The following is a 14,464-nucleotide window of genomic DNA, read 5'->3' on the forward strand; positions in this document are numbered from 1 at the left end:
GAAACGAGCATCATGGACAAGATCAACGTCATCATCATGTGGATCATGATGAGCTTCATGGCGATCGCGGCACTGGACCGGATGATGGACCAGTTCGACGGCGCCGAGAAAGTGCTGGGCAAGATCGGCCTCGGCGGCCTGGGCCGTTCCATCAGCGGGTCGGGCAAGCAGTTCGAGGAAGGCTTCATGGCGATGGGCGCGCTCGGCCTGGCGATGGTCGGGGTGATGGCGCTGGCGCCGGTGCTGGCGCGCCTGCTCGGCCCGATCGTGATCCCGCTGTACGAGGCGCTCGGCGCCAATCCGGCGATGTTCGCCACCACGCTGCTGGCGCTGGACATGGGCGGCTTTCCGCTGGCGCGCGAACTGTCGGGCGGCGACACCGCGGCGTGGATGTATGCCGGCGTGATTCTCGGCTCGATGATGGGGCCGACCATCGTGTTCTCGATCCCGGTCGGGCTGGGGATCATCGACAAGGAGGACCGCCGCTTCCTCGCCATGGGCGTGCTCGCCGGCATGGTCGCCATTCCGGTCGGCTGCATCGCCGGCGGCCTGGTGGCGATGGCATCCAACGTGGTCATCGACGGCCAGCCGGTGGTCTTCACCTTCGGCACGATCCTGTCCAACCTGACGCCGGTGATCCTGTTCGCGGTGGCGGTGGCGCTGGGCCTGAAGTTCATCCCCGAGAAGATGATCGCCGGCTTCCAGGTCTTCGCCAAGATCCTGGTCGCGGTGATCACGCTGGGGCTGGCCGCCGCGGTGCTGCAGGACCAGATCGGCCTGCGCCTGATTCCGGGCATGGACCCGATCTTCATGGTGCCGGGCGACGTGCCGGGCGAGGAACTGCGCGGCATCGAGACCATCGGCAAGATCGCCGCGGTGCTGCTCGGCGCCTACCCGATGGTGTTCCTGCTGACGCGCTGGTTCGGCAGCTCGCTGGCCAAGGTGGGCGGCCTGCTGAAGATGAACGACACCGCCGCCGCCGGCATGGTCGCCACGCTGGCCAACAACATCCCGATGTTCGTGATGCTCAACAAGATGGACGACCGCGGCAAGGTGCTGAACATCGCCTTCGCGGTGTCGGCGGCCTTCGCCCTCGGCGACCACCTCGGCTTCGTCGCCGCCGTGGCCTCGCCGATGATCTTCCCGATGATCGTCGGCAAGCTGGTCGGCGGCGTCGCCGCGGTGTTCGTGGCGATGATGATCGCGCCCAAGCCGAGCGTCGCACCCGCCACCGCCGCCAAGGCGACTGCATGAAGCTTCCGTCTGCTTCTGTGCCCGCGACGCGCCCCCGCTCCCCAGCCCCCGGCCGGCCCTCCCTCCCGGGGAGCGGGGGCGCAAGCACAGGAGATCCGCGTCATGGCTGAATCCTGGCAGATCCACAGCGTCGGCATCGACATCGGCACGACCACGTCGCAGGTGATCTTCTCGCGCCTCGAAGTGGTCAACCGCGCCGCCGCCTCGCAGGTGCCGAACTACGAGTTCTCGCGCCGCGACATCCTCTACGTCAGCCCGGCGATCCCGACGCCGATCGACTTCGAAGGCCACGTGCATGAGGACGCGCTGCGCCGCTTCATCATGTCGCAGTACGCCGCCGCCGGGCTGGACACCGAGCTGGTCAAGTCCGGCGCCATCATCATCACCGGCGAAACCTCCAAGGCGCGCAACGCCCGCCAGGCGGTGATGGGACTGGCCGAACAGCTCGGCGACTTCATCGTCGCCACCGCCGGCCCGCACCTGGAATCGGTGATCGCCGGCCAGGGCTCGGGCGCGGCCGAACATTCGCGCACCAACACCTGCCGCGTGCTCAACATCGACATCGGCGGCGGCACCTCCAACTACGCGGTGTTCGAGGCCGGCCGCGTCGTCGACACCGCCTGCCTCAACGTCGGCGGCCACCTGCTCGAACTCGAAAGCGACGGCCGCCTGCGCCACCTGCACGCACCGGCCCGGCCGATCTGCACGGAACTGGGACTGTCGCCGCTTCCGGAACCCGGCCAACCGGTTGGCGACGGCACCGTCGCCCGCATCGCCGGCCGCATGGCCGGCCTGATCCATGAAATCTGCGTCGGCCAGCCCTCGCCGCTGGCGCAGCAACTGCTGATGACCGACTGCCTGCGCCCCGGCCATCGCTACGATGCGGTATACCTGTCCGGCGGCGTCGGCGCCTGCTACTACGACCCGCAGGGCATCGCTTCCGCCCGCGCCTTCGGCGACATCGGCCCAGCCCTCGCCGAGGCGCTGCACCGCCATGCCGGCATGCAGGCGCTGCCGCTGCGCGAACCGCGCCACACCCTGCGCGCCACCGTGATCGGCGCCGGCGCCTACAGCCTGTCGCTGTCGGGCAGCACCATCTGGGTGGACGAACAGCACCTGCCGGTGCGCAACCTGCCGGTGGTCCATGCCGCCCGCCCCTGGCCTGGCTGCACCGCGGTGCAACTGGCCGAGGACTGGGATACCGCGATGAAGCGCATGGACATCGACCCCGCCAAGGACGGCTATGCGCTGGGCCTGCCCGACGACCTGCCGGTGGCCTACGCCGACGTCGAGCGCGTCGTCGACGCCCTGGCACACTTCGCCGACGCCCATCCCGACCCCGCACGGGCGCTGTTCGTCGTCGCCCGCCAGGATCTCGGCAAGGTGCTCGGCATGCTGCTGCAACCCCGCCTGCACGGCCGCAAGCTCGCCGTCATCGACGAGATCCAGACCCGCCCCGGCGACTACATCGACGTCGGCAAGCCCTTCATGGGCGGCGACATCGTGCCGATCACGGTGAAATCGCTGGCGTTCCCGGGCTGAATCAGGAGGCAATTCGAGGCGCCCCGCCAACTTCCCCCTCAGCGGCAGCTCAAGGGCAGGAAATCGAGCCTGCAGTTCGCGCCGACATCGAGTCGTGGTCGAACGGACAAGGAGCCGCTCTTCCCCCCATTGCCCGCCTTGGTCCAATGCAGCGTCACCAGCTCCGGGGCCTGCGCGGGCCGCGTGGCGTGCGTTCGAAGACCGAGCGGGGTGCGATACAGGTATTGCAGCGAAGCACTGCTGAGATCCTGCAAAAGGACAAGCCGTGGTGGATTCGGCATCGAGCTGGTGGGCCCCTGACCCCGCTGCTCGAATGCCACCACGAACCCGCCTGCACTTGCCGGCTCGATCAGAACGCTTGCTCTCACCGTCCCCGCGTGGACCTGGCTGTCGGCCGGAATCGCGGCAAACTCGAAGGCCGACCCGGTGGCGACGATCCGATGTCGCTCATCGGTGTCGGAGGCAGGCGGAACGAGGTTCGATATTGCCGCTTTCACCACCGCAATCGCGCGCTGCTCCGCCATCATCTGCCCCGCCAGCTCCCTGGATTGCTCCACACCGCGCTGGACCAGCGACAACACTTCGGTGCTCATGTAGACAAGCACGCTGCCGATGAGCATGGCGATGAGCAGCTCCAGCAGCGTGAAGCCTCCAGCTGCGCCGCGCGTGCGCCGCGCGCTCAACGAATCACTCCGACACGGTAAGTTTCAAGCGATACCAAGGGCACATGCCCTTGAGCGAAGACGTCGACCTGCACCCGACGAAGCGCATGGGGCTTCACGGTATCGCCCGCACGGGCTGCCGTTCCAGCCTGTTCGACCGTCGCCCTCCATGACAGGGCGCCTTCACTGCCCTCGAAGCGTCCCTCCGTATCGGCGGCGATGACGACATGGGCCTCGATCTGATTGGCCGCGACCAGCAAGGCCTCAACCCTCAGGGCATCCGCTTCGATGCGTTCCAGGTTCGTCACGATCGGCGGCAGCAGCACGCCGAAGAAGAGCGCCACCACGGCAAGGGCGATCAGGGTTTCGAGCAGGCTGAATCCGTCTTGTTGCTGCACGGTGTCACTCGAAGGTCAAAGTGCCTGTCAGCGCATCGACACGGATCCGGGCACGCGACTTTCCGGTCATGAATCCGATCGTCTCCCCGCTGGAAGACCCATCGGGAAAGAAGGTGATGCCCCGCTCCCGTCCCGCCGCGCTCGTGCAGGACACCGTGAAGCCGGTATCACGGTCAGCCTTGGCGGCCTCCCCTCGCCTCGAACTTGCCATGGATTCGCATGGAACGAACACGGCGGCGCCGCTTCTCATCGCGCTCAACCTGGCCTTCCTGAGACGGTGCTCGACCCGTTCCGAGGCACTTTGCAGGCGCCGCTCATCGCCCGGGATGACCTGGGCGCCGATGGCGGACAGCAAGCCGAGCAGCACGATCACCACCAGCAGCTCGAGCAGCGTCACACCACGCTCATTGCCTGTCCCAATTGCCGATGTCGGTGTCTTCGCCACTGCCGCCTTCCTTGTCGTCCGCACCCAGCGAGAACACATCCACCGCTCCATGCTTGCCCGGCATCCGGTAGCGGTACGGGCGCCCCCACGGATCGGTCAGGTGCTGCTGCTTGCGCACATAGGGCCCACGCCACTTGGCCGCGCCCGGCGGGGCTTCCCACAGGGCGCGCAGCCCATGTTCCATCTCCGGATAAGTCCCCATGTCGACCCGGTAGTAGTTGAGTGCGGTGGTCAGCGTCTCCACCTGGAGCGCCGCCGTATCCGACTTTGCGCCGGAGAACATGTTCATCACCTGCGGCGTGACCACGGCGGTCAGCAAACCCATGATGACGAGCACGACCAGAAGTTCGAGCAGCGTGAAGCCCCTGCTTGTCCCGGTGTGCCGGCGTGCCGATCGACGAAAGTGTCCGGTCATGATCTCAATGCAAGTTGGTTGATGCTGAGTATTCCCAGCATGACGCCGCCGACCACGAGGCCGACGACGATACCCAGGAACGCGATCGCGAGCGGATTGACCAGCGCGAGCGTCCGCTCGAGTTGCTCGGACGCATCTCGCTCCAGCAACTGGGCGGCGCGCAGCGTTGCAGCACCGAGTGCGCCGGTATGTTCGCCCACTTCGATCAATGCGCAGGTCTCGTCGGGAATCGCGCCGATGGATTCGAGTGCCTCACCGATCGTGCTGCCCTCGCGAAGCTGTCGCGACGCACCTTCCAGCGCGATACGAAGACGCCGCGAGCCGGCAGCCTGTGCAGTCAGCAGCACGGCCTCCGAAGCTTCCACGCCACTCTGAAAGAGCATCCCGAGCACGCCGAGCATGCGCGAAACATTCAGTCTTTCCATGAGACGAACAGGCGGAAGCCGTCGTGCCGCTGCGCCGAACCAAGTGTCGAACCATGGAGAACGGCGATACAGCACGAACCCTGCCGCGACGAGCCCGAGGCTCCACAGCAGCGCTGCCAGTGCATGGTTCAGTACCACGTCCGACAGCCACAGCACGAAACGCGTCATGCCCGGCAAGCGATGCTCTTCGCCGGCGAAGATCGGTTCGAATCCCGGGATCACCACGGTCAGCACCACCACCAGCGCAAGCAGAACGGTCGCGAGCACGATGGCAGGATAGGTGAGCGCATTGCCGATCTCCGCCCGCGTGCCGGCCTGGCGCTGCAGGTGGCGTCCTGCAGCCTCCAGCCCATCGGCCAGGTCCCCGCCGCTCTCCGCCGCCCGGATCATCGGCGGCAGATACTGCGGCATGCCGGGTTCGGCGCCCAAGGCGTCCGACAGGGGTGCCCCGGCCTGGATGCGAGGCAGCAGGCTGCGCGCAAAGCGCGCCGACGGACGCTTGCCCGCCTGGCGCGAGACCACGCGCAGCGCCTGTTCGACGGTCAGCCCGGAGGCGAGCATCGCACCGATCTGTTCGCAAAATAGCGCAACGTCGCGAAGCGGCATGCGCCGGTTCAGCGTCACCGGTCGGCTGAGCAGATCGCCAAGGCTGCCGTCCTGCTCCGTGATCCGGAGCGGCGTCAGGTTTTCGCCGATCAGCACAAGGGCAAGGCCCTCCGCATCCTTCGCCTCACGTATCAGGATGCGGGTTTCGCCATCGGCAGTCAGCGCACGCACGGTGAACCGCCTCACAACCGCCCGTCCTCGATGACGCCCAGCACTTCGTCGAGCGTCGTCTCTCCCGCCAGCACCCTGCGCAATCCGATGGACAGCAAGCTCGGGATGAGCTTTTCCCGGGCCAATCGCTGCAGCGCCTCTTCCGCATGCGCCTGCCGGATCGCCCCTCGCTCTTCCGTTCCGATGGCCAGCGCCTCGAAGAGCGGAATCCGCCCGCTGTAGCCGCGCCCCCGGCAGGCCGGGCAACCTGTTGCCATGGGCAGCCGGTAGGCGCCGGCATCGTCTCCCGCAACCACGGCCATCGCCGCGTGCTCCTCCGGCGTCGGTGAACGCGTCGTGACGCACGCCGGGCACAGTCGGCGAACCAGGCGCTGTGCGCCGGCAAACACCAGCGTCGATGCCAGCAGATAGTCCGCCACCCCCAGATCCAGCAGGCGCGTCACGGCACCTGCGGCGGTATTGGTGTGCAGCGTCGCAAGCACCAGGTGTCCGGTAAGTGCCGAGCGAATGGCGATATCGGCAGTCTCGCCGTCCCGGATCTCGCCAATCATGATCACGTCCGGATCGTTGCGGAGCACCGAGCGCAGCGCTGCGCCGTAAGTCAGGCCGATCTCGGGTTTCACCTGCAGCTGCGCCACGCCGGGCAAGGTGTACTCGATGGGATCCTCCACCGTGACGATCTTGAGTTCGGGGCTGCGGATCGCATTCAGCGCAGCGTAGAGCGTCGTCGTCTTGCCGCTGCCGGTCGGGCCGGTGATCAGCACGATGCCATGGGGCCGCCCGAGCGCTGTCCGAATTTCACTCAGGCTGAAGGGGTCGAGCTCGAGCCGCTCCAGTTCAGGCGAAACCGAGTGCTGCCCGAGCAGACGCAGCACCATCGACTCGCCATGCAACGTGGGAAAGGTCGCGACGCGCAGATCGAGGCTCACACCCCGCGTCGTGAAGCGGATGCGCCCATCCTGCGGCAGGCGTTTTTCGGCAATGTCGAGCCGCGCCATCAGCTTGAGCCGCGAAATCAGGGCTTGCGACCAGCGGCCGGACAATGTTTCGGCCTCCTGCAGGATCCCATCGATCCGGTAGCGCACCACCAACGCATCGGCCGAGGGTTCGAGATGGATGTCCGACGCATGCATGTCCATCGCCTGCGTCAGCAGACGGTGCGCCAGTCGTATGGCAGGCGCATCCGAATCATGGTCGGACAGCCGGTCGATATCGTCCCCGCTGCCCGCTGCTTCGCCCTGCCCCGCATGAGCATCCGAATGCGGACTTTCCTCGCGGGCGTTGGCCTGCAACTGTTCCTCGATGTCCGACTCCAGCGCCGCCAGCCGCTCCACCGGCTTGCCCAGCGCAAAACGCACGCCCTCGACCGCCACCTCGTCCAGCGGATTGGCCATCGCCAGCCGCAGCCCCGCCTTGGACTCGCCGATCGGGCACACACCGTGCCGACGCAGGAAGACGGGATTCAGTCCGGCCGGAATCGCCAGCGGACGCGGATAGTCGGATCGAGCAAGGACATCGATGCCGAGGAGTTCGCCGAACAGCCCCGCCATGTCCCGCTCGGACACGACCCCCAGACGCGTGGCCGCCCGGGAGAACGCCAGGCCGCGAGCGAGCGCCGCCGCACGCACCCGCTCGACACCCTCGACCGTAATGAGCTGATGATGCTGAAGCGCCTCAACGAGTCGGGCCTCGTCCGACATGCCCTCGGATTGGCTGGACAAACCCAGGATGGATGGCCTGCTCATCTTGGTCCACATCGCTCTGCCTGCATCTGAAACGCGTATTGCCATGTCGTTGCTCGAACCGTGAGCATAGCCGTTTACGGCTCGGCATGCATGCCATTCGTCTATGACGAGAAAAACCGCAGAACTTCAAATCCAATTGCACACCCAAGGTATCATGCGCACACTATGCGCACTGGAGGTAGCCATGAAACCCACAGGAGCCGCTGCACAGGCGACGAAACGCCCGGTCAACTTGACCTTGAGCGAAAGCACCGTCGAGCAAGCCCGCCGCTACACGAACAACCTGTCGGCCACGGTCGATGGCTTGCTGGCTGAATTCATTGCCAGGGAAGCTCAGGCTCGCGAAGAAAAGCGCCAACTCTACGCAAAAGTCTCTGAAGCCTGGAACCGGTTCGATGACCGCTATGGCACGTTCGGTTCGGAGCACTCCCCTTTATGAGCCAGTTCGACGTTCATCGGAACCCCGGCAAGAATGCCGCTGCAATCCCGTTCGTCGTCGTGGTACAGTCCGCGGCATTCGATGAGCGGAAAAACCGAATCGTCATTCCCCTGGCCAGAACCGAGAAAGCCTCTGCCAACGTGGGCATGGTGGCATCGCGAGTAAACCCGGTTTTCGAAATCGATGACGTCCAGGTGACATTACATACACTGCAAGTGGTGTCGGTACCAATCGATTCGCTGGGTAAGAAGGTGGGGTCGTTGGCACACGAAGCAGACGCCATCATCGATGCCATGGACGAAGCTTTCTCCAGGGCCTATGGCTGACGCCTACTTTTTATACCCCGGCGAGTAGAACCGCGCCTCGTTCTTGCGCGAGGCCGCCACACCGATGAACACTGAGACGCTCTCGCCGCCGCAATGGAGCGGATTGTGGATCGTGCCCGGTACTACGAGAGCAGGTCGAGCGCGCCACAGTTCGATATCAAGCACTCGTGAGGCCGGCCGCAGTCCCAAACAGCAACGCCCCGCGAGGGGCGTTTTCAGGTGCGCCCAGCATGGGCGCCCTCCTGCGGGTGCAAGTCCCGCCGTAATTTGATCACAGCGAACTGGTCATCCTGCCAGCGCCCGCAGCACGTGTTCAGGATCGTTGTGGATAGCGCGCAGCAACGCCTTGGCCGGGCCGGTGGGTTCGCGGCGCCCCTGCTCCCAGTTGCGCAGGGTGCCTACCTGCACATCGATCACCTTGGCAAACCGAGCCTGCGAAAGCCCGGTTGCCATGCGGATTTCCTTGACCTGCAGTGCGTCGACCGCGAACTCACGGGACGGCTGACGCTCGCCGCGGCGGATTTCGTCCATCTGCTGCACGCTCTCCATCAGGTCATCGAAAAAGTTGCCCATGATGCTCACCCCCACGTTTCAATGATGCGCCGCAGCGCCTTGCGTTCATCGCTGGTCAGGTCGTCCTTTTCGTTCTTGGGGTAGATCAGCAGAAGCGCGATCTGCGCCGCCGAAACGAAATGGTAGTAGATGACCCGAGAGCCGCCACGCTTGCCGCGTCCGCTGCTGGCGACCCGTACTTTGCGGATTCCGCCCGTTCCTTCGATCACATCCCCGATATCCGGCCGTTCGGCCAGCAGGCGCTGAAAATCTGCGTAGCTGTCATCATCCAGCAGTTCGCACAGACGCCTCGTGAAGACCGGGGTTTCGATAAAGATCATGTTGGGCAATGTACGCCATTGGCGCATATCCTGCAACCGCTCTTGTTGCCCCTGTAGGTCTAACTCCACGTCCCGCTCCCCCCGGAGTCAGAATAGTTGTCGCCCCGATAGAATCCGAACCCCAGCCCTACCGGACAAAAGTCGCTTTCACCCGCTTCGACATCAGCAGGTAGGGCGTCCAGATCAACGCCCCCACAAGAGGTCGAACAATTTCTCGAATCACGTTGGCACCCAACATCGGCGCGTCGGGGAGCATATGGCGAATAACCACGGCATCGATCATGACGACACAAGCGGTAAGGACATGGATTGCGATGAACCAGGGAGGGAAAGCCCGGCGCTTCGAGAAGAACAGAAATGCTATGTAGACCCAAACCAGAGTCATGGCACCACTCAATACAAGCTCCCCGATCAGAATCGGCGCCCAAGACGGGTCATAAGCCATGCTGTCCGGCGAAGTAAGCGCCTCCCATCCGCCGCTGGAAAGCATTTCAGCGTAGCCCGTATAGGTTTTCACGACGCTCAGAAGCGGCGTCAGAACAACGCTCAACCCGACGACGATCAGCCAGCCTCTCAAGCCTTCAAGATTTTTCCTGCCGGCCGGATCGGAAGAGCCTAGCGGAGGCATCAACCTGGGATCGGCTCTCCGCATGCCTGCCAGTGCCAATAAATTGAAGCCAAGCGGAACAAGCAGTACGAGAAGCACCAACAGCAGGTTCTTCATCGCCGAGGGGCCGTCCATCAGGATGATGACAACCATTGCCACAGCCAGCACAAAGAACAATCCGTTCAGCACTGCAGCGGCAAGATAGCTACCACGGCGCACCCGGACCACCGATATGCAGTAGGCGACCAGGGGCAATAGGCATATATATGTGCCCACAACTCCATGGCGCACATTGTCTTCCTGCACCTCGCTGAACAAAGCAATCACACCCATGACCGCGACCAGCAGGATAGTAATTACAGACAATACGAATGCGGCTTTCTTTATAAAATTCAATGCAGGAGAACTTCGTCGTCTTCATGGCTCCATCTTCTCAAGAGCTGGAACCTCCGCAAAAAACGGGGCGGTTCAGGACTATCGTCACACTTTCTTGGAAAGCGCATGCCTGCATGGAACTCATTGCGGCAATGCCGGATTATGTGCAGACGTATTTCAGCCATGAATACGTTTGCCACGCTCGGCAAATCATCCATTTGATTACCATATTCCCTTCTTTTATCGCGTTTTGCCACTTGCCTCATGCCTCATCAAGTCCGTTGTTGCATACTCTCGAAACAAACTTGTTTAAGCTCATATTTCGGTTTAACTGACATCCACCTGACAAGTCCTAATATTCCTGCCCCACACCCTGCCACTACAACACCAAAACCGATTATAGAACCAGCAATTAACACCTTTTCAAAATTCGCCCCTCCTGAAAAAAATAAATCCTTAAAAGTAAAAAGCATAGTCGAAAAAATAGCCGCCAATAACCATATTGACATTAGCAAAATCCATACCAATATGATTAATTTAGCCGCAAATATCATTCTAATCCTTCCACCCACTACATTCACCCCATCCTTTTTCCTCAATTTTCCTCGAAAATAATACAGCGACTTGAACCCAAGAAAAATTGCTCCATTAGCGCGCTTTAGAGAAAAATTTCCATTCTCTACATTCAAACGATAGCTCTCACCTGATTCAGATATAAATAAATTTGAATGAAAATCGGGGAAATCTGGCTGAATTTCGATGCTCAAGTCTTCTTCCCCAAGCATAGAGCCCAAGATGTGCCCAAATATCAGTTCTCTCAAGCCATCAGCCAGCATTTCAATCTCTCCCCCTACCGTTGCTTCATCTACTTCCGAGCCTCAAGTTCCTTTGCAGAGAATAGGTCCCTCAGCCCCACGCTTCCGCCAATAGTTCCTGCAATTCCAATATTATACCCGGCGGGCTCTAGACTGAAGTGCAACACCCTTATTTTGATAGGGTGTGCGCATGGTAAGAATCTACAAGCATCTGAGCATGGAAGAGCGTAACGTAATCCATCGGTGTCGTAATGAAGGGTTGAGCAGTCGGGCAATTGCCCGACTGCTCAATCGCCCTGCTTCGACGGTGACGCGCGAACTGGCTCGCAACACGGTTGGCAAGAGCTACGATGCGCTTCGAGCGCGGCATCAATCGCAGGCTCGCCGGCGCCGCGGCTCGATCAAGCTCCAGACTGATTCGAAGTTGTTTGCTCGGGTACGAGCACTGATGGCGCAAGGTTGGTCGCCTGAGCAAATTGCAGGCAGACTGCGGCGTATGCATCCAGACGACCCTGGCTTTCATGTTTCCCACGAGACGATTTACTGCGCGATCTACGCCTTGCCCCGAGGCGAACTGCGCAAAGAGCTCATTGCCCAATTGCGCTTTGCTCACAAGACGCGCATGCCCCGTGCTCGTGGTCAGGATCGGCGCGGTCAGTTGCCGAACATGACTTCGATCCACCTGAGGCCGATTGAAGTGGCGGCTCGACTCATTCCTGGGCACTGGGAAGGCGATCTGATCAAGGGCGCGGGTAATCGCAGCGCGGTTGGCACATTGGTCGAACGCAAGAGCCGTTACCTGATCATGACTAGATTGCCTGATTGTTCTGCTCAATCCGTGCTGGAAGCCTTCACTGCCAGGTTTCGCCACGTTCCAGCATGCGTGCGCAAAACGCTGACCTACGATCAAGGCAAGGAGATGGCCAAGCACGAAGAGTTGGCTCGCCGTTTGAAGATCGACGTCTATTTCGCCGATCCGCACAGTCCGTGGCAGAGGCCCACCAACGAAAACACCAACGGACTGATTCGTGAATACCTGCCCAAGGGGCTGGATTTGGCTCCGATCTCGCAAGGCTATCTCAATGCAATTGCAAGGCAGATCAACGACAGGCCGCGCAAGTGTCTCCAGTTCGAAACCCCAGCTGAAGTATTTGCGCGGGAAGTCATCAGCATGAAATCAAGTGTTGCACCTCAAACTTGAAACCGCCAAGTTAAGAGCGCTTCCGCTCGGATCTGTAGCATTAGCAGGATCATTTCCCATATAGGCATACAGATTCAGATCGTCCGCCGTCCCGATCGGGTCGGTCTGCAGGAACCGGCCCAGGCTCGGCGAGTAGAACCGCGCCTTGTAGTAGTACAGGTTCAACCCGCCCAGGTACTGCTGCCCCGTGTAGCGGAAACGCACGCCGGTGGTGACGTTCGGTTCTCCATACGGGCCGTAGCTATAGACCGCCGTGCTGGTGCCCGCGCTGTTGGCCGCGCCCATGATGCTGCCCAGGTGGTCCGCGTACAGCCACGTCTTGTTCGTCGTGGTCGTGCCCTCATACCACACCAGCGCTTCATCGACTCCAGGTCCGTGCACGTAGCGGCGCAGCAGCGTGCCCGTGCTGTCGTACTCGGCCACCAGGTCGACACCGTCGTACATCAGGTCGGTGATCGTGCCCGCCAGCGTCGTGCGGCGCAACCGGCCTTCCGCATCATAAGCCAGCGTCGCGGCGTAGCCGCTCTTGTTCGCCGTCTTGAGCTTGTTGTCGACATCGTAGGTGTAGGTCCACACTCCGTCGCCCGTCAGGTTGCCCCGGTTGTCGTGGGTGATGCTGGCCCCTGCCGCCGCGGTGTACTGATTCCGGCCGTTGACCGTGTAGCTCTGGGTACCGTTGGCGTAGCCCATCCATTGGTACAGGTCGTTCGTCCAGCTCTGGCCCACGATCTCCTGTACCTGGTTGCGGGTGTAGCTGGTGGTCTGGTCCTGCGCCGTGCCAGCCAGGTTGTGCGCCAGGCTGGAGAGCGTGCCCTGCGCGCCGTAGCCGTAGCTCGTCGTGGTGCCGTTGCCCAGCGTCACCGTGGTGCGGCGCGACAGGTCGTCGTAGGCATAGGTGGCCAGATTGGTGCTGCCCAGCTCCTTGATCGCCGTCGGACGGCTCAGGGCGTCGAAGGTCGCGGTGACGTAGAAGCTAGTGTCCGGCCACGTGGTGCGCGTGCGGTTACCGGCCGGGTCGTACTGGTAGGCCAGCGTCTTGGCACCGGCCGTGGTGCTGGTGAGCCGACCGGCCGCGTCCCACACGTAATCGACGGTGTGGCTGTTGTTGGCGTACTTGGCCTGCGTGCGCCGGCCCAGCAGGTCGTAGCTGAAGGCGACGTTGTCCGCGGCAGTCGGGTACGTGCGGCTGATCAGGCGGTGCAGGTTGTCATAGGCGAGCGTGACGTTCTGGCCGCTGCGCTTGCGGTGTTTGGTGACGTTGCCGACCGCATCGTAGGTGAATTGCTCGTAGTCGGTGGTCGATGAGGTGCCGACCGTGGTGGGGTGCGGGTAGCGCAGTTTCACGCGCCGGTCGTGGCCGTCGTATTCGTAGGTCGTGCGATTGCCCTTGGCATCGGTCAGCGTCAGCGGCAGGCCGTTGTTGCTGTAGGTGTAGGCGGCATAGGTCTGTGCGAGGGTACTGCCCACCGCGCGCTTGACGTTCGCCACGCTGTCGTCGGCGTTGTACACCGTCTCGGTGACCCGGTTGCCGCCCTGGGCCGAGGTCAGGTTCTCGGTGACACGGATCAGCCGATCGAGGTCGTCGTAGGCGTAGTCGGTGACCGCCACCGGGGCAGCGGCCGTCGGGCACGTGGTGGCCGCACTGGTCAGCGCCGGCCCCCAGCTCTTGAGCGGCTTGCCCGTACCGGCGTCGGCCACCACCGTCTGCGGTACGTAGGCGTTCGCGGAATAGGCGGGTGCACCACGGTCAGGTTATTCCAAACCGTGGTGCACTCTCTATTTGCCCAGCTATTTAAGACGCCCAGTATTGAGCAAATGACTTACAAAGTCATCGTGAAGTCCTTCACCCAAGCTATTACCATCCCCATCGACTACATACACCCGACCTTTCTCAGCTAGAGCAGTTCCACCGTCTATCGCAGTCAAAACAGAGATCGCGAACCCTCGCAGGCACTCCGCAAGAACCTCTTTGAGATCATCACCATTCACTCCAGAATTAGCGAATAACTTCTGGAGTCTGTGATATAGCTCTTGCTCATCAACCCAAATAAGGTCAGCATCAGGTTTAGTTAACGCATCAGAAGTGGCCTCGCTCCAATAATCAATTGACATTGCGATATCTTCAAAAAAATCCAATTTTGTCAC

General features: G+C 62.2%; 17 protein-coding genes. 5 read left to right on the forward strand and 12 right to left on the reverse strand.

Annotation, left to right across the window (positions count from 1 at the left end; genetic code table 11):
* Positions 1 to 12 precede the first annotated feature (12 nt).
* Positions 13 to 1,254 (forward strand): ethanolamine utilization protein EutH, encoded by a 1,242-nt coding sequence (gene eutH / locus ACNQFN_RS15035; protein ID WP_068638302.1) that lies wholly within the window; start codon positions 13 to 15, stop codon positions 1,252 to 1,254.
* A 102-nt stretch (positions 1,255 to 1,356) separates the two neighbouring features.
* A complete protein-coding gene (locus ACNQFN_RS15040; RefSeq protein WP_068638265.1) occupies positions 1,357 to 2,796 on the forward strand; it encodes an ethanolamine ammonia-lyase reactivating factor EutA in 1,440 nt (479 codons plus the stop codon).
* A gap of 38 nt (positions 2,797 to 2,834) precedes the next feature.
* Here the strand turns inward: ACNQFN_RS15040 and ACNQFN_RS15045 are convergent, their stop codons facing one another.
* From ACNQFN_RS15045 to ACNQFN_RS15070, 6 genes are read right to left on the reverse strand one after another with little or no spacing between them, the layout of a single operon-like run.
* Positions 2,835 to 3,479: a PulJ/GspJ family protein gene (locus tag ACNQFN_RS15045; protein WP_068638268.1), complete on the reverse strand. Its 645-nt coding sequence runs from the start codon at positions 3,477 to 3,479 to the stop codon at positions 2,835 to 2,837.
* Complete coding sequence (locus ACNQFN_RS15050) at positions 3,476 to 3,856, reverse strand: type II secretion system protein (protein WP_068638270.1); 381 nt, start codon at positions 3,854 to 3,856, stop codon at positions 3,476 to 3,478. Before ACNQFN_RS15050 ends, ACNQFN_RS15045 begins: the two co-directional genes overlap by 4 nt.
* A gap of 4 nt (positions 3,857 to 3,860) precedes the next feature.
* Positions 3,861 to 4,253: a prepilin-type N-terminal cleavage/methylation domain-containing protein gene (locus ACNQFN_RS15055; RefSeq protein WP_068638272.1), complete on the reverse strand. Its 393-nt coding sequence runs from the start codon at positions 4,251 to 4,253 to the stop codon at positions 3,861 to 3,863.
* Positions 4,254 to 4,260: 7 nt separating this feature from the next.
* Complete coding sequence (gene gspG, locus ACNQFN_RS15060; RefSeq protein WP_068638273.1) at positions 4,261 to 4,716, reverse strand: type II secretion system major pseudopilin GspG; 456 nt, start codon at positions 4,714 to 4,716, stop codon at positions 4,261 to 4,263.
* On the reverse strand, positions 4,713 to 5,918 hold the full coding sequence (locus ACNQFN_RS15065; protein ID WP_157659184.1) for a type II secretion system F family protein: 1,206 nt from the start codon (positions 5,916 to 5,918) through the stop codon (positions 4,713 to 4,715). Before ACNQFN_RS15065 ends, gspG begins: the two co-directional genes overlap by 4 nt.
* Before the next feature lie 11 nt (positions 5,919 to 5,929).
* The gene (locus ACNQFN_RS15070) at positions 5,930 to 7,675 is read right to left on the reverse strand and encodes a GspE/PulE family protein (RefSeq protein WP_418646891.1); all 1,746 of its coding nucleotides are present in this window, start codon (positions 7,673 to 7,675) and stop codon (positions 5,930 to 5,932) included.
* A gap of 172 nt (positions 7,676 to 7,847) precedes the next feature.
* On the opposite strand from ACNQFN_RS15070, the gene ACNQFN_RS15075 reads away from it, so the two are divergent.
* Both ACNQFN_RS15075 and ACNQFN_RS15080 read left to right on the forward strand, forming a co-directional pair.
* Positions 7,848 to 8,102: a type II toxin-antitoxin system CcdA family antitoxin gene (locus ACNQFN_RS15075; RefSeq protein WP_068638280.1), complete on the forward strand. Its 255-nt coding sequence runs from the start codon at positions 7,848 to 7,850 to the stop codon at positions 8,100 to 8,102.
* The gene (locus tag ACNQFN_RS15080; protein WP_418646892.1) at positions 8,099 to 8,428 is read left to right on the forward strand and encodes a CcdB family protein; all 330 of its coding nucleotides are present in this window, start codon (positions 8,099 to 8,101) and stop codon (positions 8,426 to 8,428) included. Before ACNQFN_RS15075 ends, ACNQFN_RS15080 begins: the two co-directional genes overlap by 4 nt.
* Positions 8,429 to 8,713: 285 nt before the next feature.
* Here the strand turns inward: ACNQFN_RS15080 and nadS are convergent, their stop codons facing one another.
* The 4 genes from nadS to ACNQFN_RS15100 all read right to left on the reverse strand — a co-directional run bounded on the left by nadS (position 8,714) and on the right by ACNQFN_RS15100 (position 11,139).
* Positions 8,714 to 9,001, reverse strand: coding sequence for a NadS family protein (nadS, locus tag ACNQFN_RS15085; RefSeq protein WP_068638304.1), 288 nt, complete (start codon positions 8,999 to 9,001; stop codon positions 8,714 to 8,716).
* A gap of 5 nt (positions 9,002 to 9,006) precedes the next feature.
* Positions 9,007 to 9,390 carry a type II toxin-antitoxin system RelE/ParE family toxin gene (locus ACNQFN_RS15090; RefSeq protein ID WP_418646893.1) on the reverse strand — a complete coding sequence of 128 codons (384 nt, stop codon included), beginning with the start codon at positions 9,388 to 9,390 and terminating at the stop codon, positions 9,007 to 9,009.
* A 58-nt stretch (positions 9,391 to 9,448) separates the two neighbouring features.
* Positions 9,449 to 10,324: a DUF2569 domain-containing protein gene (locus ACNQFN_RS15095; protein ID WP_418646894.1), complete on the reverse strand. Its 876-nt coding sequence runs from the start codon at positions 10,322 to 10,324 to the stop codon at positions 9,449 to 9,451.
* 251 nt (positions 10,325 to 10,575) lie between these two features.
* Positions 10,576 to 11,139: a hypothetical protein gene (locus tag ACNQFN_RS15100; protein WP_418646895.1), complete on the reverse strand. Its 564-nt coding sequence runs from the start codon at positions 11,137 to 11,139 to the stop codon at positions 10,576 to 10,578.
* Positions 11,140 to 11,308: 169 nt separating this feature from the next.
* On the opposite strand from ACNQFN_RS15100, the gene ACNQFN_RS15105 reads away from it, so the two are divergent.
* Entirely contained in the window at positions 11,309 to 12,319 is a 1,011-nt protein-coding gene (locus tag ACNQFN_RS15105) for an IS30 family transposase (protein WP_418646786.1), read from the forward strand.
* Here the strand turns inward: ACNQFN_RS15105 and ACNQFN_RS15110 are convergent.
* On the reverse strand, positions 12,296 to 14,017 hold the full coding sequence (locus ACNQFN_RS15110; protein WP_418646896.1) for an RHS repeat-associated core domain-containing protein: 1,722 nt from the start codon (positions 14,015 to 14,017) through the stop codon (positions 12,296 to 12,298). The genes ACNQFN_RS15105 and ACNQFN_RS15110 overlap by 24 nt on opposite strands.
* Before the next feature lie 90 nt (positions 14,018 to 14,107).
* A complete protein-coding gene (locus tag ACNQFN_RS15115) occupies positions 14,108 to 14,464 on the reverse strand; it encodes a hypothetical protein (protein ID WP_418646897.1) in 357 nt (118 codons plus the stop codon).

Origin of the sequence: Thauera butanivorans (assembly GCF_048398245.1) — a bacterium.
In the GTDB taxonomy this organism is placed as follows: domain Bacteria; phylum Pseudomonadota; class Gammaproteobacteria; order Burkholderiales; family Rhodocyclaceae; genus Thauera; species Thauera butanivorans.

What these genes read in the sequence shown, in the direction of transcription:
- eutH (WP_068638302.1), top strand. Translation starts at nt 13, where the DNA reads ATGGACAAGATCAACGTCATCATCATGTGGATCATGATGAGCTTCATG.
- ACNQFN_RS15040 (WP_068638265.1), top strand. Translation starts at nt 1,357, where the DNA reads ATGGCTGAATCCTGGCAGATCCACAGCGTCGGCATCGACATCGGCACG.
- nadS (WP_068638304.1), bottom strand. Translation starts at nt 9,001, where the DNA reads ATGGGCAACTTTTTCGATGACCTGATGGAGAGCGTGCAGCAGATGGAC.
- ACNQFN_RS15075 (WP_068638280.1), top strand. Translation starts at nt 7,848, where the DNA reads ATGAAACCCACAGGAGCCGCTGCACAGGCGACGAAACGCCCGGTCAAC.
- gspG (WP_068638273.1), bottom strand. Translation starts at nt 4,716, where the DNA reads ATGACCGGACACTTTCGTCGATCGGCACGCCGGCACACCGGGACAAGC.
- ACNQFN_RS15070 (WP_418646891.1), bottom strand. Translation starts at nt 7,675, where the DNA reads ATGTGGACCAAGATGAGCAGGCCATCCATCCTGGGTTTGTCCAGCCAA.
- ACNQFN_RS15100 (WP_418646895.1), bottom strand. Translation starts at nt 11,139, where the DNA reads ATGCTGGCTGATGGCTTGAGAGAACTGATATTTGGGCACATCTTGGGC.
- ACNQFN_RS15105 (WP_418646786.1), top strand. Translation starts at nt 11,309, where the DNA reads ATGGTAAGAATCTACAAGCATCTGAGCATGGAAGAGCGTAACGTAATC.
- ACNQFN_RS15080 (WP_418646892.1), top strand. Translation starts at nt 8,099, where the DNA reads ATGAGCCAGTTCGACGTTCATCGGAACCCCGGCAAGAATGCCGCTGCA.